Here is a 22,529-nt window from a genome sequence, read left to right as displayed (position 1 = left end):
AGACTGTGGTTGTATGGTAGCAGCTTTTTCGGGGATTGGGGAAGAAATAGTTGTTACCAGAACTTTCCGCATGGATTTCTTCAAAATATTGTTCGTAGTCCGCCCACAGACTTTTAGACAGAGGAACATATCTTGGTTTGTCATGCTTTGTTTTCCAAATCTGCAAAACGCCGTTTATAAGATCTACATCTTTTACACGGAGCCGGGTTGCCTCTCCGGCACGTAATCCACAGCAGATCAGAGTCTTAAACAGCAAAGGAAAGACAAGGTGCGCAGTAGGGCATTGCCTGCTTGGAACCATCGTTTCAAAATATTTCATAATACGTGCCAACTCATCGCTCGTAAAAATGCAGGGGGAAAAGTCAGCATCATCTCGAGATGAAATGGTAAGTTCGGGGTAGTACGCGGCATAGCCATTCAATTGAAGATATTTGGCAAAGCGTTTTGTGAAATTAAGCCGCCATTTTTGATTTTTACGCTTTTCATTGGGCCGCTTTTCAATCCATTTCTCAACGACCAATTCCGGCAACACTGGAGTATTGATTCCTTGTTCTACGAGAAACCGGTCCAATGTTTGAAAGGTTTTGGCTTCTTTTTCATACTTACATCCGCAGGCCCGCTTTTCTGCAATAAAAGCACTTATTTGACTTGCCAGTCCGCTTCTGTACTCGTAAGTTCTGCTCATAAGAGATCACCATCCTCAAACGACAGGGCGCATTCACGCAGGTTTTCAATATCCAGACGGATGTAATGTCCCAGAGATTCTCGGTCCGAATGGCCAAGAAATGAAAAAATGATATCTGGAGACACATCGGCAGATAGCAGTTTTGTCGCAACGGTTGCCCGAAGAGAATGCAGGCCGTGATGCGCATGAATTGGCACTTTTACCCCTGAACGCGCGACATACCTATGGAACGCTGAATGGATTGATTTCATCTTGCCATATGGAGGGTTCAAACTGACAAACAGGTATTCGCATTTTGTTTGCGGACGAATATGCAGGTAGTCAATAATAGCAGATCCCACTTTTTCGCTGAGAGGAAGTGTGTTCGGCTTGCCCGTCTTGCTTTGCAAAAAGGAGATTGAACAAAGCTCCCAGTCAATATCGGACAACTTCAAATTGCAGATATCTTTGCTTCGCACACCAAGTTCAGCGGCAATAGTAATGAAAGCATAGTCTCGTTTTCCTTTTGGGCTGGCTCTGTTCACGGTTTCCAATACTGCATTGATTTCCTCTGACTCCCAGATTTTAATTATGCTCTGTGCTTGTCCCAGACGATATTCAGGTACATGAGGTGCAAGATTTTCGGATGTATATCCAAGCAGATACAGATACGACAGGAACTTCCGCAGTCGGCTGAGTTCACAACGCACTGTACTTTTTGCATGGCCTCTCAGAGTCAGCAGATATGCCGACACATGTGAGCTGTTAAGCTCTTCCAGCTTTGTTATACCAGCATTCTGAAAGTACCGCATAACTACGGAGATATAATTTCGCATCGTTTCTCTGGTGCATTCTGAATAACCGGTTTTGATGAGATATTCTTCCTGCGCATCAAGAAAGGAGTTGAATTCCGGCAACAACTCTTGCAGAGGATTGAGCATCCCCTTTCCCCAGGTACCTTTGGTGGCAAGCAGATCAAGCATTTTCATGCTTCCGGCTTTGCGGTCAATTGTGGACTGCCTTAAAGGTGGAGTGCACTTGCCGAGTTCTGTGATGAATTCATCTTTATGCGAGGGCAAATATGTTTCATATCCCTTTTTATTGCAGAACTCTTGAAATTGCTTCCATGTCAATAGGGTGTATTCGCTACTGCGTATGGAATATCCCTGTTCTTTTAGAGTTACTGCACCTTTGTCAATGAGGTCTTTGATTAGCTTGTTGGGCAATATACCCACCGCCCTTCATGTAGAAATTTCTCCTATTACAATGACAATTCTACTTGAACAAGCGGAAAAAGTAAGCCCTTACTTTAAAGGTTTTAGCTGCTATGATTAAAGGTTGAAATGTGGAGTATTATGTGCAGTAAAATCCCAAGAAGCCTTGTATTCATGCCATTTTTGTGCCCATCATTAACATAATGGCTTTGTCCTAATAAACACTGTTATGTTGAGCTTCACATAACGCCATTGCGATCCCTTGTGTAGACTTTGTCCTGCGGGGGATCGCCTATTTTTTGAAGAAGTAATTGCTTACGGATGAAAGCCTGGACTGTCCATATTTTCCGCTGGTCCAGGCCGTAGTCCCTCTCTGCTTCAATCCACCCGCATTGTAAATTCAAAAAAGGAGATCGGAGATCATGGAAAAATTCAAAAACCTATGCGGTCAGATCCCGGAGGAACTGCACAACAAGGTGCGGACAGAGCAGGAGTCCCTTGGACTGACTCTGGGCAAGTATTTGGAGCAGGTATTGACCGCACACTTTGCCGCTCCTGCCCCTGCCGTCCGCGGAGGCGACAGGACGCTGGCCTTCCAGGTGCCGGAGGCCCTCTTCCAGCGGGTCAAACAGTATCTGGAGGCCCACAAGCCCCTCTCTCAAAAGGCATTTGTAGTGGGCCTGCTTGAAAATGCCCTGACCAAATGGGAGCGAGGAGAGGGAATCTCTTCCGGCCTGAACACCGTTGGAAAGGGTGAAAAGGAACGCACATTGGCTGTTGTGGTTCCCGGTGAGCTCTTTGAACGAGTGAAGGGCTGTCTGGCAGCCCACGACTCTATGTCTCAGAGGGACTTTGTCCTTGGCTTGATCGAGCAGGAAGTGAGTGGATGGGAAAGCCAACAGGCTGCGGAGCAGGAAGCGGAAATCCCGCAGGAAGAAACAGATGAAGCCCTTTCCGATGTGGGCGCTGGCCAGCAGATCTCTGAGGATGAGCCATTGACCGAAGATTTGGAGGAGGAGTTCTCTGGTTTCTCTATGGTTATGATGTGATTGGTGGAGGTGTGAGCTTGTATATTTACCCTGATAATCTGAAATCCAAGGCCATGCTGTGGCTGTGGGAGCTGCGGGACATCGGCATTGTGGGGATTGGGTGCCTTATTTCTGTGTTCGCCCTTGCCCAACTCGGCCTCATCCTGCCAATCGTGTTCACGGCGGCTTATGCGTTTCTCTCTATCCGCATTGAGGATACCAGCATCCTTGATTTTATCCGATATGCGCTCCAGTTTTTCGTCCTGCGGCAGCAGACCTATGACTGGGGAATACACACCGAAGCGAGGTGAATGAACAATGAACAGAAAAAAGAAGAATGCCGCACAGCAGCGGCAGACCAGCCGGGAGCTGATTGACATCCAGAAGATCACGGAGTATGGACTACTCACCAGTCATGGAGAGCTGGTGTTTTTCAGTATAGAACCCACCAACCTCTCCGTCCACTCCCCGGAATCCATCGGCAGCCGGATCTATGCCCTGATGACTGTCCTCAAAGGGATGGCGGAGATCGAAATGCTGGCCCTCAATTCCAAGGAGAGTTTTGAGGATAATAAGCGACACTACCGCCAGCTTCGGGAGCAGGAGCAGCTTCCGGTCATCCGCAAACTGCTGGAGAGAGACATGATGGGGCTTGACCGGCTGCAGGTGCAAATGGCAACTGCCAGAGAGTTTTTTGTCATCGTCCGGCTTAAAAACGAGAAGGATTCGGACATCCAGTCCTACCTCTCTCGAATCCAGAAAAATCTGGAGGACCAAGGCTTTAAGACCCGGCTGTCCAGCGCAGAGGAGCGTAAGAGGATGCTGGGGGTCTATCTGGAGCAGAATGCGACTACCGAAAAATATGAGGATTACGACGGGGAGCGCTGGGTCATCTTCGATGACTAAAGCACCCCGTTAACCAGACAAAATGGCCGTCAGGAGATATCTCCGGGCCATCTTTCATGCCACGAATACCTCTTGCCGGCCGGACAGGAGGTATCACAATTTTGGCAAAGAGCAGAAAGAATTATCTCGCGCAGATGCCTGCGGATGCGAAGATCAAGGATTTTCTTGATATGGTGTCCCCCTCGGTCATTCAGTTCAATGTGGACCATTACCTGTGCGGGAACACTTACCGATGCGTCTGGGCGCTGCGGGAATATCCTACCGCCACGGATGAGCAGGCCATTCTGCGGCATCTGGGAGAAAAGGATGGCATCACCCTGCGTATCTACACCCGCCAGGTGACCCCGGCCGAGGAGAAGCGCATCATCCACAACGCCGCCAACAAGCACCGGATGAGCCGTTCCTCCACCGATGATCTCCAGCAGACGGTAACTGCAGAGAGCAACCTGCAGGATGTGGTCACTCTGGTTTCCGCCATGCACCGGAACCGGGAGCCGCTCCTCCACTGCGCCGTATATCTGGAGCTGACTGCCCAGAGCTATGACCAGCTCAAGCTCCTGCAAACGGAGGTACTCACTGAACTGGTGCGCTCTAAGCTGAATGTGGACCGGCTCATGCTCCGCCAGCAGCAGGGCTTTGTATCAGTCATGCCCAGCGGCCACAATGCCTTCGGCTCTCAGTTTGAGCGAGTGCTTCCGGCCTCCTCAGTGGCCAACCTCTATCCATTCAACTACAGCGGCAAGACCGACCCCCAGGGCTTTTACATCGGCAAGGATAAATACGGCGCCAATGTCATCGTGGATTTTGATAAGCGGGATGATGATAAGACCTCAGCCAACATCCTCATTCTGGGCAACTCCGGCCAGGGAAAAAGCTACCTGATGAAGCTCCTGCTCCTCAATCTGCTGGAGGCCGGGAAATCCGCCATCAGCCTGGATGTAGAGCATGAGCAGAAGGATATGTGCGAAGCGGTGGGCGGCTGTTTCCTGGATCTGATGAGCGGCCAGTACCGGATCAACCCGCTGGAACCCAAATGCTGGGACGATGGCGGCAGCCCGGAGGATCTGGACGCCCCCGCCGCATTCCGCCAGTCCACCCGGCTGTCCCAGCACATCAGTTTTCTGCGGGACTTTTTCCGCTCCTACAAGAGCTTCACCGACCGCCAGATTGATGTTATCGAAATCATGATGGGCAGGCTTTACGAAAGATGGGGCATCAGCGACAGCACCGACTTCAGCCGCCTGAGCCCGGAGGATTATCCCATCCTATCTGACCTGTACGCGCTCATTGAGCAGGAGTACAGGAATTTTGATGAAGGGAAGTATCAGCTCTACACCGCCGCCATTCTGCAGGAAATTTTGTTGGGCCTCCACTCCATGTGCAAAGGGGCGGAGAGCAAGTTTTTCAACGGCCACACCAATGTGACCTCCTCCCGCTTTGTGGTCTTCGGTGTCAAAGGACTCCTGCAGGCCAGTAAGAATGTTCGAAGCGCCATGCTCTTCAATGTCCTGTCCTACCTCAGCGACAAACTGCTGACTGAGGGCAATACAGTAGCGGCACTGGACGAGCTGTATATCTGGCTGTCGGACAATGTAGCTGTAGGCACCACGATTATTGAGTATATCCGCAACTGCCTCAAGCGCGTCCGCAAAAAGGAATCTGCCATGCTGCTGGCTTCGCAGAATCTGGAGGACTTCAACCAGGAAGGGATCCGGGAGCTGACCAAACCCCTCTTCGCGATCCCGCCCCATCAGTTCCTGTTCAATGCCGGCGCTGTGGACAAGAAGTTCTACATGGAGGCCCTGCAGCTGGAGGAGTCGGAGTACAACCTCATCCGTTTCCCCCAACGGGGCGTCTGTCTCTACCGCTGCGGAAATGAACGGTATCTGCTGGAGGTCCACGCCCCTGCATATAAGGAGGCGCTGTTCGGGAAGGCAGGCGGACGATGAATGTGGTGGGATATGGCGGAGGGACAGACAGCACTGCCATGTTGATTGGCCTGTGGAAACACCATATCCCGGTAGACCTCATTTTATTTGCAGATCCCGGCGGCGAGCAGCCGCACACCTATGTGTATCTGGAAATCATGGATCGCTGGCTGAAAAGCCATGATATGCCACCCATTACCCGCGTTTGGTATCAGGAGAAAAGTGGGCAAAGGCTTACTCTGGAACAGGAGTGCCTCCGCTCCGGGACGCTTCCTTCCATCGCCTATGGCCGGAAAAGCTGCTCCCTCAAACACAAGGTGGCCCCACAGGAGCGGTTTTGCAACCAATACCAGCCCTGCCTGGATACCTGGGCAAAGGGAGAAAAGGTGGTCAAATTTATTGGGTATGATGCCGGAGAGGAACGCCGCAGACAGGGGGCGGTAGCCCATGATCTGCTGGATAAAAAGTATCAGAAGCAATACCCCCTGATGGATTGGGGCTGGCGACGCACAGACTGTATTCAGGCAATTCAGAGCGCAGGGCTGCCTCTCCCCGGAAAATCATCGTGCTTTTTCTGCCCCTCCATGAAGCGGCGGGAGATCCGGACGCTATATCACAGATATCCGGATCTGCTGGCCAGAGCTTTGGCTATCGAGGAGACGGCAATGCCGAATCTTATCTCTGTAAAAGGATTGGGGCGAGACTGGGCATGGCGGGATTTTATCACTGCGGACGAAAACCAAATGGTGATCCCCGGCGCGTTTTCCGATGAGGACCTGCCCTGTGCCTGCCGGCTTGAATCTGAGAAACCTGAACTGCCATAGAAAAGAGGATGCCATGAAAATCATTGAAACAGAACGCTGGGTACCCAGCAAAGAGGACCCCAGCAGAAGTGAATACATTGGTCAGCGCACCGGCCAGGAGGTCTTTGAGGAGCTGCGGCAACAGCTCGAGAACATGGGTTGCCTACCTGACGAATATTTCCTGCTGGATCAACAGTGGGAGAAGGGACGGGAGATTCCCAAGGGCGCAGATATCTTCTGCACCACCGATTATGGTGCGAGTGAGGGTATTTATTTGGATGTGTACCTGAAATGGTATGAGGATGGGAATCCTGTTACCAAGGGCTTTATCACCGGAAAGACTTTAGGCGAGAGTGGTGATGATCTGGACAATATGTTCCTTATCTCCTCCGCTATTACAAAGGCTTTCCATGGAGACGGGGCAACCCATGCCAGATATATTCGTCTTGGGGAAAGCCAGGTCCCAACCAGCGGGGTCTTCCACCTTAGTTCAGAGGAGCAGAAAACTATCATTGACGCCCTCATCACACAACATGAAAAGTATCTGGGGCTGATTGCAAACACAGAAAGTCTCCTGCGCCGTATGACCGGAGGCATCACCCAGTACATTGACCAGATGGGGCGCCTCCCCCTCCAGATCAACGACTATGACCAGATAACGCTGACAGTGCGGGACGGAAATCTCGATGCCTTCAAGAGCTTGCTTACGCAAGTGCTGGAGTATAGTGACGACCTTCTCACCCAAACTGCTGGTCGGTCCGGTGAGGTTGGCAGCAAGATGATGATCCTCCTCATGGCTGCCTGTGACCACTTCGGCAGCGAATCCTATCTACTGGCTTCAAAGCTTGCAGTGAAAACCGGAGATGTGGAGCGCCTGCGTTTTCTGATGGATCAGGCAGAAACCTACATTCTGGAGATGGAGCCGGGTTTTGTGGGCAGGATGATCCGGGATGCATATTCCCTGAATCCTTATATCGGCAGAGAAATGATGGATTACGCCACAAATGAGCAGATCGCCGCCGCACCTGCGGAACTGATGCTGGCCGCAGTCTATAATCGGGATAGCCGCGCCGCATTTACTCTGGCCAGGAAGGGCATTGACATCACAGGCCGGGCCAGCGAGGTCATCCGGCAATATGCCCAGCGAGGTGACACATGGGAATTGGAACAGCTGATTAGAGATGGAATGAAAATTCAGCCCACCAATCTGTCTGCCCTCAAAGCCTGCATTCAGGCTGATCTGCTGGGAGCCGCCAAGCTCCTACTGGAAAAAGGCACTGATTATGAGAAGTTCCTGTCCTGGACGAAGACTATCGGGTATGACCTCCCCGCTGCAGCAGCGGCGGAGTTGTCTGAGCACTGGGAGCAGCTGGATCTCGGACGAGCACAGGGCCAGGATCCAGGAATGGGAGGAATGAGCCTTGGCTGATCCTGCGACTCTGGCGATGTTGGCAAAAGCAGCAGCGGCAGTTCTGAACAGTGAAAAGGCCCGGAAAGCTGTCGGTTGGGTCATAGTGGCTATTCTTTCCCCCATCATCATACTGCTGGTGCTTCTCTGTTCTCTGCTTTCCGGTACTGCCGACCACAATACTACGGCACTGGAACTCTGCTTCCACGGCGGGGTGATTTCCGACTCTGTACCCGAGGATTACCGAGGGCATATCGAGAATATGCGGGATAGTTTTTCCATTCTGGAGGGCAGTGCTACGGAGTTGGACGGACAGATGGAAGATGGCGATAGCCTTGATCAGACCAGGGTCAAGGCCGTTTTTTATGCTCTTTACTTCGGCGAGAAGCAGCCCAGCCAGCGGGCGCACCAGCAGTATCTGGACTGTTTCATAACCTATGAGGAGCGCACCCGCACCGTCACCGAGGTGGATGACGCCGGCAACGAGGTCGAGGTGGAGGAAACCTACACAGTGGCGGTACCCATCCGCGACCTCTCTGTTGTCTATGAAAACATCCGCTCCAAGATGGGAACGGAGATCACCGCAGAGGATCAGGCCAACGCCACCGAGATCTATTACCGTATCCTTTGCGGTGGGCCAGCCCCCACCTATGGTTCTGAGTTTGACATCTGGAGCGATGGCCTGCCTCTTTCCGACGCACCGTTCATCGGCGCGGATGGCTTCTGCTCTCCCATCGGAGAGAGCTGGAGGAGTGTGGTGACCTCAGAATTTGGCTGGCGCAAAGACCCATTTACCGGGAAGGGTGCCGGACACACCGGCATCGATCTGGGAATGCCCAAGGGGACACCTATCCGGGCCGCCCTCACTGGAACTGTCTACCTGGTGCGCTACTCCACCACCGGCTATGGGTACCATGTGATGATCGACCACGGCGGCGGTTTCGTCACACTCTACGCGCACTGCTCCAAACTGTTGGTAGCTGAGGGGCAGCAGGTACAGGCTGGGGATATCATCGCTGAGGTGGGTTCGACCGGGCGCTCTACCGGTAACCATCTGCATTTCGAGGTGCGGATTAACGGCGAAAAACAAAATCCGAGAAGCTATCTGCCATAATTCCATCAACCTGATATATCCAAAGTAAGGAGGGATCCCTATGGAAAGAAATCTGATATCCACCTGTCAGGTCTGCGACTGCACCCGCTGTGCCCGACAAAACAACTGCCCCAATGAGGAGGCTGCCTGTGGTGAGTGTACCCCCACCAACCCGGCATGGCATTGCGCTGATTACCTGCCAATGGTAGAAAGGAGCCAGAAATGTTGAAGCTCCATGCGTTTCTAAACCGCAAACCATCTTCGCTTTTGCCGCCGCCGTGTCAGGTAGAAGCTGTAGTAGAGCTGGATGCCGTTTCGTTTGAAAACCTTCTCCAGAGGCCAATGGATGACCAGCCGCAGATAACGGCACATAAATCTCTGATGCGCTGTGAGGAGGGCGTGGAGCATTGCGTGCTGTTTTTAGGGGAAGGAAGTCAGGATGGCGTCTTGGTCAATTCAGAGGGATATGACTGGGCAAGATACGCTGCTTTCATTCCAGGCGCCCGCATGATTGCCAATTCCCATTTGGAGCAAGGCATCAGCCTACGGAATTTGGTGACCCTGGGGTTGCCCGATCACGATGTGTATCTGGTTCACCAGACAGCGGATGTCGGCTTTATCCCTGCCGCAGATCTCGCCGCCTTGACAGACCAGGGCAAAGCACAGTTTGCCCCTCTTCTGGATGCGCGTGTAGCCTCCATCAAACAGGGAGCTTATGGTGTAGAGGTGGCGCTGACTGGGATCGAGCCTGAGCTGTTGACCTGTTATGACCAGGCGGTTGCCGACTCTCAGCGGTCAACTCACGCTCTGGAATACTTTATGTAAGGGGGGACAACCAATGAAAAGAATGACCATCACCGTCAGTTATGAACAGGAGAAGCTCAAGGCCCTCCAGTTTTATGCGGGAAAGAACGGCACTTCTTTGGAATCGGATCTGGATGCATTCATGGAAAAACTCTACAAGAAATATGTACCATCCCAGACCAGAGAGTACATTGAAAGCATGGCGGAACCGGAGGAACAGCCCCGCTCCAGGCTCAGCCGCTCCACCCACCCTGCTTCGGATTTGGAGAAGGAGGACACCTGATGAGAACAGATATGCCGGCTGAGATTTGGCTGGATCCCTATCGCTGGGAAGCTCTTCAGGAAATCCTTGAACAGGATGGGACCGACATTGAGGAGGTCTTGCAAAACTATCTGATTGAAGTTTACAGCGACCGAGTCCCTATTGAACGCCAGAAAGAGGTTGACCGGCGCATCAAAAAGGAGCGGCTGGCAGCGGTACAGGAAGCCGAAGCCCGCAAGGTTTTCTGTGCGATGCACATCCGGGAACACGGGCAGGAGTACATCCTCATGGAGAAAAATGGCCGGGAGTTTCTCCAAGTAGCCGTGTTCCTGCGGCGTTATCTGAGAAACGAATTTACCACCCCCCCCAGAGAGTTCGCCCAGGTATTTGACCATGCAGAGGAGATCCCGGCGCAGCGGTTCCGTGAATTGGCAGAACTCCGCCTTGAAAACACAGGCAAGGTCTCCGGGATATTTGAAATTGATTTGGACAAAGGGCTGCTCTCCTGTCTCCATATTTCAGATGGCTGGCAGACCTTCCACATCAAAGATGTGTCCACAGCCGCCTACCAAGCCTACCGAAAATCGGATCTCAGCCAGGATGAACGGTGGCGCCGGTTCTTTGAATATCTGGATGACAAACAGGTCAGCAGACTGGAGGTTGCTCCGGATGGGCTCCAGGGAAGCCGCCGTCTAAGGTCTGATGATCTCCAGTTCGATGGGGAAATTTCCGAAGTAAATGGGGCGCTGAATTTTTATCTCTCCTGCTGGTTTGATGTGGATGAGGTTTTTGGAACCCATGTGGTAACGGATGAAAACAGTGATTGGCTCAATGTTTATGCCAACTACTCTTTGGCAGATCGACAGGTGTGTGACACCCTCGACCTCATTCTCCACCGGGAGGATAGCAGAGATGAGGAACTGACCTACCGGTTGGATGATAACGAAAAAGCGGTGCTGCGGGAGAAAATGGATGCCTACTGCACAAAAGAAACTGGCCTCTCGCTGGATGATTTCTGCGACAGCCTGATGGAGATGGAGAGCACTGAAACACTGGGGCTGAAGATGTAACTCGCCAAAATTTAGCCGCTGAGGAGCTGGTTTGTTCGTCATAGCCAGGTATCAAGCCTGTTTTTTGATGGTTTCTCTGAATGGATTTCCTGCCGAAACCGTGGCATTGTAGTGGCTGGCAACGAACCAAAACAAACAAAGGAGGCAGTAAAATGAATCGAGCAAAAGCAAAATTCCTGCAAGAGAAATTAGCGCAAGAGGCCCGCGCAGCTCTCGAAATGGGAGGCAGCAACGCTCCCACAGAAGGATATGCGAGGGCAATCACCCTGATTGGAAAGGTTTGGGGGCTGAACGATTCGGACGCAAATGAGCAATTTGACCTCATCCAGCAAGACCGGGAATATGTACAGAGAGTTGAAGTGGGAGACTCGGAACCCTCATCCGCTCCAAACAAAGACCTGGCACTCAACTGGACAGGCATGGAATGTATCGAGGTACTGGAGGGTCTCTTCGAAACCTCGATTCACCTGAACACGCTGAATGAACGCATGGAAATGTTCAACCTGGCGATGGTACTGATGGAGTGTCAAAGTATGACAGAATGGATTAAAAGAACGGAAGATGAAAAATCCACAATGGGAATGGTGTCCTGTTGAAAACAAAAGCACCGGGCGGCATGGATGCTGCCCGGTGCTTGCCGTTTTAATCCCACAGTTGCCCCTTGTGTGGCCCTGTGTGCCCTTTCCTGGGGAGATGAGCATCCGTACCCCTGCCGCACTGTTGGAGGATTTTTGAGGGCTTTGTGCGGCTATTTCAAAGAAGCAGACAAATGGACGGTTCCCGCTGTGCCGCCGAACGCTCCTTGGAACGAAGTGGACCGAGGGGTCGAAAATAGTGCGGGATAAAGAGCGGGGGTCGCAAAGCGTCCCCCGCTCGGCTCACACCGCCCCGCAATGCGGGCCGGGGAACGGTTTTGCGGGGGTCACTTTTCAGGGGATGGGATCACACCGGGGGTCACCACGGCTGGAATGGCCCATCACTCCAGCGTTTATCCGGCATTAAAACAGGGATCTGGACAGAAGAAGATGCACAAAATCAAAGTATGGACGGCATTCAGCTTTGAAGTAAAGAAGTCACTCAAAAAGACGAATCCCTGGCCATGCAAAGGTCAGGGATTTTTGATTGGAGGAAAGTATGGCGAGAGAAAAAATCAAGTTCGCTCTGCGCATTGCGCCTGAAAACCAGCAGTTGGTCAAAAATCTTTGTGCAAGGGACAACTGTCAAAGTCAGAACGAGTTTATTGAAAAGGCAATCCGCTTCTATGCCGGCTATGTTTCCGGCAAGGAAGCCACAGCATATCTGCCGCCCGCACTGGTGGCAGCCATGCGCGGGACCGTCCAGGACAGTGAGAACCGCATCGCCCGCCTGCTCTTCAAACTGGCGGTGGAGGTCAACATGATGATGAATGTACTGGCGGCGGGCATGGAAATCAGTGACGAGGATCTCAAGACACTCCGCGCCCGGTCCGTCCGTGAAGTGAAGCAGACCAATGGGCGCATCAGCTTCAAGGACGCCATCGACTACCAGCGGGGCGTGGAGTGATGCACAAAGGTGGTGACAGTCTGTGCCGCGCCTGATTTTCAAGTGCCCCTACATCAAGGGCGGTACCTCCTCCGCCACCGCTCATCTTGAAAACTATGTGAAATATATGGCCACACGGAATGGTGTGGAGCGCATCGATCCGGGACGCAGTGAGTGGCCGGCCACCTCAAAGCAGAAAAAGATGGTGGAACAGATTCTGCGGGACTTCCCGCTCAGCCGTGGGATGTTTGAATACGAGGACTATGCGGCCGAGCCAACACGCGCCAACGCATCGGAGTTCATCACTCGCGCTCTGGAGGACAACTATGACCAGATCGCCAAGAAGGATAACTATCTGAAGTACATCGCCACCCGCCCCCGCGCCCAGCGCGTCGGTTCCCATGGATTGTTTACCGGCGAGGAAGATCAGCTCGTACTGGCGCAGGTAGCGGAAGCGGTCGCGGCCCACCCCGGTAATGTGTGGCTGCCCATCATCTCTCTGCGGCGGGAAGACGCCGCCCGCCTCGGCTATGACAAGGCGGAAGAATGGAAAGCACTGCTCTCCAAGTATGCCATGGAAATGGCGGAGGCGACGAAGATCCCCTGGGAGGATTTCCGGTGGTACGCTGCATTCCATGATGAAGCACACCATCCCCATATCCACATGGTCTGCTACAGCGCCGATCCGTCGAAAGGCTTCCTCACCACGCAGGGCATCGCCCAAATCAAGTCGGGACTGGCAAAAGAGATCTTCCGGCAGGAGCTGACGGAGCTTTACCAGAAGCAGACCCAGAGTAGGAACACGCTGAATGAGGACGCCCGCTCTGTGCTGGAGCAGTTGATTGAACAGATGTGGAGCGGCGCCGTGGTCAACCACCGCATGGAGAAGCTCATGGAGCATCTGGCGGAACGCCTGCGGCACACCGGAGGCCGGAAGCAGTACGGCTACCTCAAGGCTCCGCTGAAGGCTGTGGTGGATGAGATTGTGGACGAGCTGACCAAAGAGCCATGTGTCGCCGCAGCCTATGCCCTGTGGTATGAACTGCGGGAAGATGTGCTGCGCACCTACAAGGACGACCTGCCTCCACGCCTTCCCCTTTCCCAGCAGAAGGAATTCAAGCGGATCAAAAACATCGTCATTGAGGAAGCGGTAACACTGGGGGCGCGCCAGCAGGTTTTCCATCCAGATGACCAGCAAGACCGTGTCCCTGTGGAGGACCAGGAAGAAGCGCCGCTGCCGGAGGCGCCCCAGCCTGATAACGACTGGAATGATTTCTCGGAGTTCCCACCGGACGATGTCCCAGACAAAACGGTGTCTGCGCCAGCCAAAGCGCAGATGAACTGGAGCGATGAGTACCGCCTGGCCCGCCGCTGTTTGTTTGGCGGCAAGGATCAGCCCCAGGATCTTGAGCAGGCGTTTACCCTGTTCCAACAGGAGGCGCAAAAAGGCAATGCGCTGGCCATGCACGATCTGGGCCGGATGCTTGCGGACGGGCTGGGCCGGGAGATTGATATGCAGACCGCCCATGTGTGGTACAGCAAGGCGCTGGCCGCTTTCCACGCTGTTGAGAGGCAGAAGAAAAAACGCTATGCGGAGTACCGGATCGGCAAACTGTATGCCACGGGCCTCGGCTGTAAGCAGGACTATGGTGATGCCGCCCGGTGGTTCCAACTTTCCGCAGACAAAGGGTACAAGTATGCGCAATATTCCCTTGCCGGCCTGTTTCGCCGTGGACAGGGTGTGGAACAGGACGATGCGCGGGCGCTGGAGTTATACACAGCCTCTGCACAGCAGGACTTCCCCTATGCCGCCTACGAGTTAGGAAAGATGTATCGGGACGGCATTGGCTGTGAGAAGGACGCCGAAGCGTCGGAACAGTGGTACCGGCAAGCCTTCGCCGGATTTCTCGAATTGGAGCAGCAGAGCCATGACGATAAATTGCAGTACCGCATCGGATGGATGCTCCTCCATGGTGTAGGGACTGGTAAAGATGAGACGGCAGCCAGGGAGTGGTTTGAACAGGCGTCCAAACTGGACAATCCCCACGCGCAGTACCAACTGGCCCGGATGATTTTCAATGATCCATCCTCTACACCGGAGCAGACAGCCCAGGCATTGGAGCGGCTGACAAAGGCGGCGGAAGCCGGCCAGGACTGTGCTCAATACGCGCTCGGCAAAATCTATCTGGATGGTCAGGGCGCGGAAAAAGACATTCAAAAGGCGGTGGCTCTGTTCACACTTGCGGCAACGAAGGAAAACAGCTTCGCCGCCTTTGCTCTTGGCAAGCTGTATCTTGCCGGTGACGCAGCCCTGCCCAGAGACCCGGCGGCCGCACTGAAATGGCTCACATACGCTGCGGAACTTGGGAACCAGTTTGCCCAGTACCGCCTGGGCAAGCTGCTGCTCCAGGGGGAAGATGCGCCAAAGGATGTGAAAGCCGCCATCCGCTGGCTCACCGCCGCAGCGGAACAGGGCAATCAATACGCCCAGTATGCCCTCGGCAAGCTCTATCTGCTTGGGAAGGAGGTCCCAAAAGATAGATCCAGTGCGATCAAGTGGTTCCAGCTGGCAGCGGATCGGGGCAATGAATATGCTCAATATTTCCTGGAACACATGGATGACCGCTTGGGCCAGCCTCCTGTGGCGGCCGTCATTTCGCTGTTCCACCATCTGGCCAACATTTTCCAGGAGCAAAACCAACCACCGCCCTCCGGTGGCGTCCGGGTCGCGGTGGATCGGAAGCTCCTACGAAAAATCAAGGCGAAGAAGATCGCTCAGGGCCACAAGGCGGATGACCATGAGCCGGAAATGCAGCTATAAGGGAGGTAATCTTTTGAAACAGAAAGTGCAGTTTAAACAGCAGATTTTATTGGCGCAGCCAAAAGACATTCAAGGGCTGAAAAGGCAAAAGCCAATCCCGTGCAGACCTGTTCTGTTCCACCGGAAACTCAAGGGAAGGAATCAGTGAGAGGCATATGAGGTATGAACCTGCGGACTCCCATTAATAGCCTCTGGAGCTTCAACAAGAAGTTCTGAAATCTTTTTCTCTTTTTCAGTTACCCTTTCAGGCACCTTTCCAGTCACACTACCGCTGTGGTCTATGGGCGTCGGGATCAAGTCCAAGAGCTCCGAAAGATGCCAACCAACTGAATGAATTAACACAGATTTGAGAGGCCGCATACTGCGGCCTCTTTTTGATGAGGAGGGATGTAGCATGCCATATATCCACTTCACAGAGGACCAAAAACTCCGTGCCAACTCCGTTGACCTGGTGGAGTTCCTGCGCCGGCAGGGAGAGAAACTCATCTCCTCCGGCCAGGACAAACGCCTCACCTCGGATCACAGTATTACTGTGCATGGGAATGAGTGGTACGATCATGCTGCAGAGAGGGGTGGCCATGCAATCTCCTTTGTCCAAAATTTCTACGGCCTGACTTACCCTGAAGCAGTGACCCGTCTGCTCAACGGTGAACAGGGGGAGGTGTATGTACCGGCGGAGAAAAAAGAAAAAGAGCCGCCAAAGGAATTTGCCCTGCCTCCCTCAAACCAGACCATGCGGCGGGTATATGCTTATCTGCTCCAGCAGAGGCACATCAGCCGGGAGGTACTAAGCGCTTTCGCACAGAAGGGACTGATCTATGAGAGCCGGGAATTGTCCATAGATCAGACAAAGGTGTATCACAACGCCGTGTTCGTCGGATTCGATGAACGCGGCGTTGCCCGTCATGCCCACAAGAGGGGGCTCTATACCCAAGGCAAAAGCTACCGGGGCAACATAGAGGGCAGTGATACGCGGTGCAGTTTCCACTGGGTCGGTACCAGCGACCGCCTCTATGTATTCGAGGCCCCCATCGATCTGCTTGCCTTTCTCACCCTGTACCCGGACGGCTGGCAGCAGCACAGCTATGTGGCTCTCTGCGGTACGGCGGGACATGCTATGCTGTGGATGCTGGAGAAAAATCCAAATCTGCGGAAAGCCATCCTTTGCCTGGATCATGATGCCGCCGGAATCGAGGCCGTCGGCCGGCTCTCAGAAGTTCTCCGAGAGCATGGCTATTCTCAAATTGCCCCGCTGCAATCCGAATACAAAGACTGGGATGAGGATCTGAAAGCGCGGCATGGACTGGAGGCCCAGCCCGCCGAGGAGCATCCGCAGTTTGCGGTGGCGGGGCTCGTCTGCCGGCGAATCGGAGCCAGGTGCAAGGAAGTTCAGCCGGACCGGGCGGTTTACCAGTTTCCCGGATTGCTCCTGCGGTACCGGAACGACCTCCATTGGGGACGCTTTGACCAGGCGATGGAGCGCATGGAAACCATGGCGGCGCTGGCCCTCTCGGTGGTGCTGCGGGAGTGCAAACAGATGGGTACCGCGCTGACCACTGAGCAGGGCGTCCGGTTTTTAGAAAGCCACATCCTGCCTCATCAGAACCGGGGTATCCTCAAGAACCGGGCGGATGAGATCGCCATGCAATTCCAAAGCGTATTGGCCAAGAACAATTGCCGGGGTATCCGTACCCAGGCAGAGAAAAAAGAGGTGGCCAGCGCATGGCTGGAGCTGGCCATCTCCTGTGCCAAGGTGCCGGTCAAGTACGAGGCCGACGAGATCAAACGGCGGCAGAAAGAGGAAAAGACCCAGAGGGAAGCTGAGCCAGTGATGGCCTAAGCCTGAAGCAGCAAAGCGGAGGAATGGCTCAGTCCCACTCCTCCGCTTCTTCCTGGCTGCTTGTTTGTCTGCTGAGATATTCTGCCCGCTCCTGCTTATTGGCTGGCCGGGTTGCCTGCTTTCCACAGTCCGGGCATTGCTCCGGCAATTCCGGCGCCTCAAACAGATAGTAGCAATGGTCACATGCGCAAATCAAAGCAATCACCTCATACCAATTTATTATAGCAGACAAAGCGGAAACTGAACATCCCCTTCTGATATTAAGGCGTAGATATCAAAAGGAGGATCATGTGCCAACGCAAGTTATAACGCTTATCGTGGTAGGCGCTGTCATGTTTCTCGTGATCGGCGGCCTCGCGTTTCTCTCTCATTACTATACCCTTGACGGGATCAAATCCAAGACTGTGGGCGACGGCCAGCACGGTACTGCTCGCTGGGCTACCAAACAGGAGATTCGGCAGACCTATGCCCATGTCCCTTTTGAACCAGAGCTGTGGCGCAAGGGAGAGCATCTGCCGGAAAAGCAGGGCCTTGTCCTTGGCTGCGAAGGGCCCAAAGACCATGTTACAGCTCTGGTGGACACCGATGACATCCACGCCATGGTCACCGCCGCCAGCGGCGCCGGAAAGACCGCGTTCTTTTTGTACCCCAACATCGAATATGCCCTCGCCAGCGGGATGTCCTTCCTCTGCACGGATACCAAGGGCGACCTGTTCCGCAATTATGCCGGTATTGCCAAGGACTGCTACGGATACCAAATCGCCGTGTTGGATCTGCGTAATCCCACCCGCTCGGACGGCAACAACCTGCTTCATCTGATCAACAAGTACATGGATATCTATAAAGCCGACCCCAAAAACCTGGCGGCAAAGGCCAAGGCAGAGAAATACTCCAAGATCCTCGCCAAGACCCTCATCAACACCAGCGGCGGCGACAGCGCCCAGTATGGGCAGAATGCTTTTTTCTACGATTCCGCCGAGGGCCTTCTGACTGCCATGTTCCTGCTGGTGGCCGAGTACCTGCCCACCGAGGACGCGGACGGCAATCCCATTGAAAAGCGCCACATCGTGTCGGTGTTCAAGTTGGTACAGGAACTGCTGGCCCCCAGCCGGGTGAAGGGAAAGAATCAGTTCCAGCTCCTGCTGGAAAAGCTCCCGCCTAATCATAAGGCCCGCTGGTTTGCCGGGTCCGCCCTCAACACGGCGGAGCAGGCCATGGCCTCCGTGATCTCAACGGTACTGTCCCGCCTAAACGCCTTCCTCGACTCGGAGATGGAGCAGATCCTCTGCTTTGACACCGCCATTGACGCGGAGAAGTTTTGCAATGAGAAATCCGCCATCTTTATCGTACTGCCCGAGGAGGATCAGACCAAGTATTTCATGGTCAGCCTGATCCTCCAAAATCTGTACCGGGAGATCCTCACCGTGGCCGACGAGAACGGCGGGCGGCTCAAGAACCGGGTGGTCTTCTTTGCAGATGAGCTTGGGACATGCCCGCCCATCCAGTCGCTGGAGCTGATGTTTTCCGCCTCCCGGTCCAGAGGACTCATGTTGGTGCCTATCGTCCAGAGTATTACGGGACAGCTGCAGAAAAACTATGGAAAAGAGGGCTCTGAGATCATCGTGGACAACTGTCAGGTCAACCTTTACGGCGGCTTCGCTCCGGCCAGTCAGACTGCGGTGGAACTGTCCAAATCTTTGGGCAGCCGGACGGTGATGAGCGGCAGTATCTCCCGCGGGAAAAACGATCCCAGCCAGTCCCTCCAGATGATGGAGCGTCCCCTCATGACCCCGGATGAACTCAAGTCCATGCCCAAGGGCAGCTTTATTGTGGCCAAGACCGGCGTCCACCCCATGAAGGTCAAGCTGCGGCTGTTCCTCGACTGGGGCATCCGGTTCGGCAAGCCCTATGAAGTGCCGGAGAAGGCCCAGCGGTTCGTTGCCTATGCTGACAAGCAGGAGTTGGAGGAGTCCATCATCCGCCGCCACTATGGGACGATTGTAATGGATAGTGAGCAGCCGCAGGGAGGCGGCACATCCGCTGGCGGTATGGCTCAGGGAATTCAGGCCGCACCGGATTTCCGCAAAACGGTATTTCGGCCTTGACGGAGGGAAGCAGAATGAACAGCTTTAGAAATATCTACAATTCCAATCTAAGCCACAGAGCCAGGAGCGTCTATATGTACCTCAAGGATCGTGCAGACAGCGAGGGACGCTGCTGGCCGGCCATCAGAACCATTGCTCTGGAGTTGGGGCTTTCCCGCTCTACGGTCAAGCGGGCACTGGATGATCTCTGCAGGGCCGGTCTGCTGCAAAAGGACCCACGCTGGCGGGAAAATGGGAGTCTTACTTCCAATCTGTATCATGTGGTATGACGGAGGTGTCCAATGCTGGTTGAGATCGATCTACTGGATTATTTGGCTTATCAAATGGGATGCGGAGTTCTTTCTGATCTTCGGCTGTCCCAGCAAAGTGAACAGCTGCACAGGCTCACTGCCGCGATCCCTTTAGGTGCATGCAGCGAATGGGAATGGCTGGATGCGGCACAGTATTTGACAGGCCATGACTGCGCATCAGCACTGGAAGCAAGGAACCGTCTGGTGAGATAGCCTGTAAAAAGCAAACCCTCCCGCCAAGGGGAGGGTCTACATATCATGTGAACCGAGTCCCGGTTCGTGATGAACCAACCAGAAGCGCCCACTCTAAGGATTTTATTTAAGACAGAAAATAACAAACAACATCTGGCCTTATAGGTTATACCGCCTTGCGTTGTGTCCGGCTTTTGAAATTTAATCGTCTTTCTGTGCAACTGTAATGCCGACAGCAAAACCGTTGACCTCCACGCCATCTTCTGCGGGAATCAGGAGGTACTTGCGCCCGTTGATAATTTGAGTTTCCACCAGGTAACTATACTCTGGATCAGCAGAAATGGTGATCTCAGGTGTCTTGATCTCAAAGCGGCTGCTGTCGATCAGGTTTGCCGGATTCAGGACAACCCCCGAACCAAACTGCTCGCCGCAGTTTTCCTGGAATGCTGCCACCTGTTCATCCGCAATCCCGCAGCTTTGAAGGATTTGCCCTATTTCTGAGGCACTCATCTCCAGAGGTTCCGAACTCCTGCTCTCCCTGTGCTCCTTGATTTTCTCACGCAGCTGTTCATGAACAGTCTGCATCACTTCCAGACTGCAGTCAAACGCATCGCTCAGAGCTGACTGGAATGCTTCCTTCTGCTCAACGGCAGACATCGGCGCTTCCACATGGAAGATCGCGTCAATGAACTCCTGGTGAATTTCATTGGCCTTCCTGCTGTAAAAGAGAGCGTTATAGATATTTGCTGCCCGGTCATCGAATGCCGGGAACAGAAAACCCAGCTCAGGAGGAGCGACGGTTTGCCCGGCAGCACAGTGGAATTCATTGTCACCTGGAAAATATCCCAACTCTACCTTGCCCTCCTTGATGGGGCACACAACACAGACGATGTAGGTGAACACCTCATCCGAGGCATCCGCTTGCAGGGAATCATCCTTGCCCCGATGGGGAACATCGTAGCTGTCACAGGTCAGGAGCAGCAGGTAACTGCTGTCCCCCATGTCCAGACTGTCAATTACCTTGCGGTAAAAGGTCTGGCGGGCCTCGTTGTCCTTAAGCTGGGAATCCCGCAGTGTGGTGAGCAGGCGGTGTTCCTCACTGTCCACTACCTGCTGAGTGGAGAATACGATATCAATGAGGTTTTTCCCCAGGGAACCGGACAGTCCCTTCTTCAAAAGGCTCAAATACTTCTCGGACTCCTCCTGCGGCATCATGCCCAGGGATTCGTCCAGATCGGAAACGATCTCTTTACTGCTGTTGACATAGCATCCATAAACACGGCTGATGGCGCTTTTTTCCGGGCGAAAACGGCGCCGCAGCTCATTGATTTCTTTTTGGTTCATTTTTTCCTACCTCGCTTTGTAATCGGAACGGTTGATAACAGACGATGAAATCCATTTTAGTGGAAAGAGCTTGAAATTTCAATAGCCGGAAGTTCTTTCCCCCAAGAGCGCAAAAAAGAAACCGCCCATGTCAGAAACTATCAGAAACTGACTGAGCGGCATATTTTTCATGTCAAACGCCAGCAGGAGCGTCTATTTTTTGATCCAGTCCAGAAAAACAACTACTTTCTCCAAGTCCTCATCCGGCAGGGCAAGCAGTTTCCTGCCTATGATCCCACGCAGGGAATCCGGATCGTCCATGGGGGCAAAGAAAAGAGTTGGCGTCAAATCAAAGTATTCCATGATGTTGAACAGCTCCCGGAGAGAGGGCATAGAAATTCCATTGGTGATGCTTCTGATGTAGGAGCCGCTCTTTCCAAGCTCCAGGCTCATCCGATGCTCAGAAACGCCCTTCTGTTCCCGCAGCTCTGTGATGCGGTCCCGCACAAATGCTTCATAGCGGCGGTTATCGTCCATGATCCTCTCCCTCCAATCTTTACTTATTATTTTAATATAAGGGAGCGTCACGGGTTCGCACTTAAATCATCAACTTTCGCTTCACACAACGAATAATTGGTGATATAATCATTAAAATGGGTGTCGGTTTTATAGTTCTATTATGAATTACAATCAATAAAATATGACTGCGACTGTGTATGAGGGCTGTCAGATGGGAAGCTGCTTCTTTATAGGGCATAGGGAGACACCGGACCAGGTGTACCCAGCCTTGCTTGAAACCATAGAACACCATATCACGGAATATGGCGTAGCTGAATTTGTGGTGGGACAGTATGGGAACTTCGACCGTCTGGTGATCCGGGCGCTGTCACAGGCCAAGCGAGCGCACCCGGATATTACACTGATGCTGATGACCCCATATTACCCGGTCAACAGAAAGGTGGATCTGCCGGAGGCATTCGACGCCCTGTTCTATCCGCCGGATCTGGAAGCGGTCCCCAAACGGCTTGCCATCATCCGAGCAAACCGATACATGGTGGAGCGCAGCGATTTTCTCATCGCCTATGTGCGGCATCCCGCCAGCAATGCCAAAGAACTGCTGGAGTATGCTGGGACTGGAAAGAGAAAGGGAAAAATCCACATCACAAATTTGGCGGAGGAGCAAATCCCTCTTCCAAAGAAAACAGATGATGTGATATAATAGAGTAACAAAGTTTACCCATTTTGAGATTTGTAACC

General features: G+C 53.3%; 24 protein-coding genes. 20 read left to right on the top strand and 4 right to left on the bottom strand.

Going from position 1 to position 22,529, the window contains the following annotated elements; all coding sequences use genetic code 11:
- Together ACOMDU_RS12415 and ACOMDU_RS12410 are read right to left on the bottom strand one after the other, a co-directional pair.
- Positions 1-685 (bottom strand): tyrosine-type recombinase/integrase (locus ACOMDU_RS12415; protein WP_421130533.1); only part of this gene is annotated, 685 nt, incomplete at its 3' end.
- The gene (locus ACOMDU_RS12410; RefSeq protein WP_476718550.1) at positions 682-1,890 is read right to left on the bottom strand and encodes a tyrosine-type recombinase/integrase; all 1,209 of its coding nucleotides are present in this window, start codon (positions 1,888-1,890) and stop codon (positions 682-684) included. The genes ACOMDU_RS12415 and ACOMDU_RS12410, both read right to left, overlap by 4 nt.
- A gap of 410 nt (positions 1,891-2,300) precedes the next feature.
- Between ACOMDU_RS12410 and ACOMDU_RS12405 the strand changes: the two genes are divergently transcribed.
- The 19 genes from ACOMDU_RS12405 (at position 2,301) to ACOMDU_RS12315 (ending at position 19,970) form a co-directional block, all read left to right on the top strand.
- Positions 2,301-2,927, top strand: a complete 627-nt coding sequence (locus ACOMDU_RS12405; RefSeq protein WP_197730500.1) for a hypothetical protein — start codon at positions 2,301-2,303, stop codon at positions 2,925-2,927.
- Positions 2,928-2,944: 17 nt separating this feature from the next.
- On the top strand, positions 2,945-3,217 hold the full coding sequence (locus ACOMDU_RS12400; RefSeq protein WP_119979869.1) for a hypothetical protein: 273 nt from the start codon (positions 2,945-2,947) through the stop codon (positions 3,215-3,217).
- Positions 3,218-3,224: 7 nt separating this feature from the next.
- Positions 3,225-3,812, top strand: a complete 588-nt coding sequence (locus ACOMDU_RS12395; RefSeq protein ID WP_119979870.1) for a hypothetical protein — start codon at positions 3,225-3,227, stop codon at positions 3,810-3,812.
- Between the two features lie 134 nt (positions 3,813-3,946).
- A complete protein-coding gene (locus ACOMDU_RS12390) occupies positions 3,947-5,761 on the top strand; it encodes a VirB4 family type IV secretion system protein (protein ID WP_119980018.1) in 1,815 nt (604 codons plus the stop codon).
- On the top strand, positions 5,758-6,564 hold the full coding sequence (locus tag ACOMDU_RS12385) for an adenine nucleotide alpha hydrolase family protein (protein ID WP_119979871.1): 807 nt from the start codon (positions 5,758-5,760) through the stop codon (positions 6,562-6,564). The genes ACOMDU_RS12390 and ACOMDU_RS12385 overlap by 4 nt, the downstream gene beginning before the upstream one ends.
- 13 nt (positions 6,565-6,577) lie before the next feature.
- Complete coding sequence (locus ACOMDU_RS12380) at positions 6,578-7,972, top strand: ankyrin repeat domain-containing protein (RefSeq protein ID WP_119979872.1); 1,395 nt, start codon at positions 6,578-6,580, stop codon at positions 7,970-7,972.
- Positions 7,965-9,065 (top strand): M23 family metallopeptidase, encoded by a 1,101-nt coding sequence (locus ACOMDU_RS12375; protein ID WP_119979873.1) that lies wholly within the window; start codon positions 7,965-7,967, stop codon positions 9,063-9,065. The genes ACOMDU_RS12380 and ACOMDU_RS12375 overlap by 8 nt, the downstream gene beginning before the upstream one ends.
- Before the next feature lie 40 nt (positions 9,066-9,105).
- The gene (locus tag ACOMDU_RS12370; RefSeq protein ID WP_165860622.1) at positions 9,106-9,273 is read left to right on the top strand and encodes a hypothetical protein; all 168 of its coding nucleotides are present in this window, start codon (positions 9,106-9,108) and stop codon (positions 9,271-9,273) included.
- Entirely contained in the window at positions 9,267-9,869 is a 603-nt protein-coding gene (locus ACOMDU_RS12365; protein WP_119979874.1) for a DUF6329 domain-containing protein, read from the top strand. The genes ACOMDU_RS12370 and ACOMDU_RS12365 overlap by 7 nt, the downstream gene beginning before the upstream one ends.
- A gap of 13 nt (positions 9,870-9,882) precedes the next feature.
- Positions 9,883-10,131 carry a DUF6103 family protein gene (locus ACOMDU_RS12360; protein ID WP_119979875.1) on the top strand — a complete coding sequence of 83 codons (249 nt, stop codon included), beginning with the start codon at positions 9,883-9,885 and terminating at the stop codon, positions 10,129-10,131.
- Complete coding sequence (locus ACOMDU_RS12355) at positions 10,131-11,180, top strand: hypothetical protein (protein WP_134108637.1); 1,050 nt, start codon at positions 10,131-10,133, stop codon at positions 11,178-11,180. Before ACOMDU_RS12360 ends, ACOMDU_RS12355 begins: the two co-directional genes overlap by 1 nt.
- Positions 11,181-11,332: 152 nt before the next feature.
- Positions 11,333-11,776: a hypothetical protein gene (locus tag ACOMDU_RS12350; RefSeq protein ID WP_119979877.1), complete on the top strand. Its 444-nt coding sequence runs from the start codon at positions 11,333-11,335 to the stop codon at positions 11,774-11,776.
- A 538-nt stretch (positions 11,777-12,314) separates the two neighbouring features.
- A complete protein-coding gene (locus ACOMDU_RS12345; protein WP_119979878.1) occupies positions 12,315-12,722 on the top strand; it encodes a hypothetical protein in 408 nt (135 codons plus the stop codon).
- Between the two features lie 22 nt (positions 12,723-12,744).
- A complete protein-coding gene (gene mobP3 / locus ACOMDU_RS12340; protein WP_421130531.1) occupies positions 12,745-15,522 on the top strand; it encodes a MobP3 family relaxase in 2,778 nt (925 codons plus the stop codon).
- Positions 15,523-15,535: 13 nt separating this feature from the next.
- A complete protein-coding gene (locus ACOMDU_RS12335; protein WP_270774921.1) occupies positions 15,536-15,670 on the top strand; it encodes a hypothetical protein in 135 nt (44 codons plus the stop codon).
- Between the two features lie 246 nt (positions 15,671-15,916).
- Entirely contained in the window at positions 15,917-17,362 is a 1,446-nt protein-coding gene (locus tag ACOMDU_RS12330; protein ID WP_119979881.1) for a DUF3991 and toprim domain-containing protein, read from the top strand.
- A 290-nt stretch (positions 17,363-17,652) separates the two neighbouring features.
- On the top strand, positions 17,653-19,467 hold the full coding sequence (locus ACOMDU_RS12325; RefSeq protein WP_421130530.1) for a type IV secretory system conjugative DNA transfer family protein: 1,815 nt from the start codon (positions 17,653-17,655) through the stop codon (positions 19,465-19,467).
- A 14-nt stretch (positions 19,468-19,481) separates the two neighbouring features.
- On the top strand, positions 19,482-19,736 hold the full coding sequence (locus ACOMDU_RS12320) for a helix-turn-helix domain-containing protein (RefSeq protein ID WP_119979882.1): 255 nt from the start codon (positions 19,482-19,484) through the stop codon (positions 19,734-19,736).
- Positions 19,737-19,748: 12 nt separating this feature from the next.
- Entirely contained in the window at positions 19,749-19,970 is a 222-nt protein-coding gene (locus tag ACOMDU_RS12315; RefSeq protein ID WP_119979883.1) for a hypothetical protein, read from the top strand.
- A gap of 180 nt (positions 19,971-20,150) precedes the next feature.
- Here ACOMDU_RS12315 and ACOMDU_RS12310 read toward each other — a convergent pair whose 3' ends face one another.
- The gene (locus tag ACOMDU_RS12310; RefSeq protein WP_421130529.1) at positions 20,151-21,293 is read right to left on the bottom strand and encodes a DUF4317 domain-containing protein; all 1,143 of its coding nucleotides are present in this window, start codon (positions 21,291-21,293) and stop codon (positions 20,151-20,153) included.
- A 192-nt stretch (positions 21,294-21,485) separates the two neighbouring features.
- Complete coding sequence (locus ACOMDU_RS12305) at positions 21,486-21,809, bottom strand: helix-turn-helix domain-containing protein (RefSeq protein WP_134108641.1); 324 nt, start codon at positions 21,807-21,809, stop codon at positions 21,486-21,488.
- A gap of 250 nt (positions 21,810-22,059) precedes the next feature.
- Between ACOMDU_RS12305 and ACOMDU_RS12300 the strand changes: the two genes are divergently transcribed.
- Positions 22,060-22,491 carry a type 2 periplasmic-binding domain-containing protein gene (locus tag ACOMDU_RS12300; RefSeq protein WP_347563229.1) on the top strand — a complete coding sequence of 144 codons (432 nt, stop codon included), beginning with the start codon at positions 22,060-22,062 and terminating at the stop codon, positions 22,489-22,491.
- Positions 22,492-22,529 lie beyond the last annotated feature (38 nt).

This window comes from Vescimonas sanitatis, from assembly GCF_049060325.1.
GTDB classification, from domain to species: domain Bacteria; phylum Bacillota; class Clostridia; order Oscillospirales; family Oscillospiraceae; genus Vescimonas; species Vescimonas sanitatis.
The sequence above is the reverse complement of the archived record's forward strand: the minus strand, read 5'-3'. Positions and strand labels throughout refer to the sequence as shown.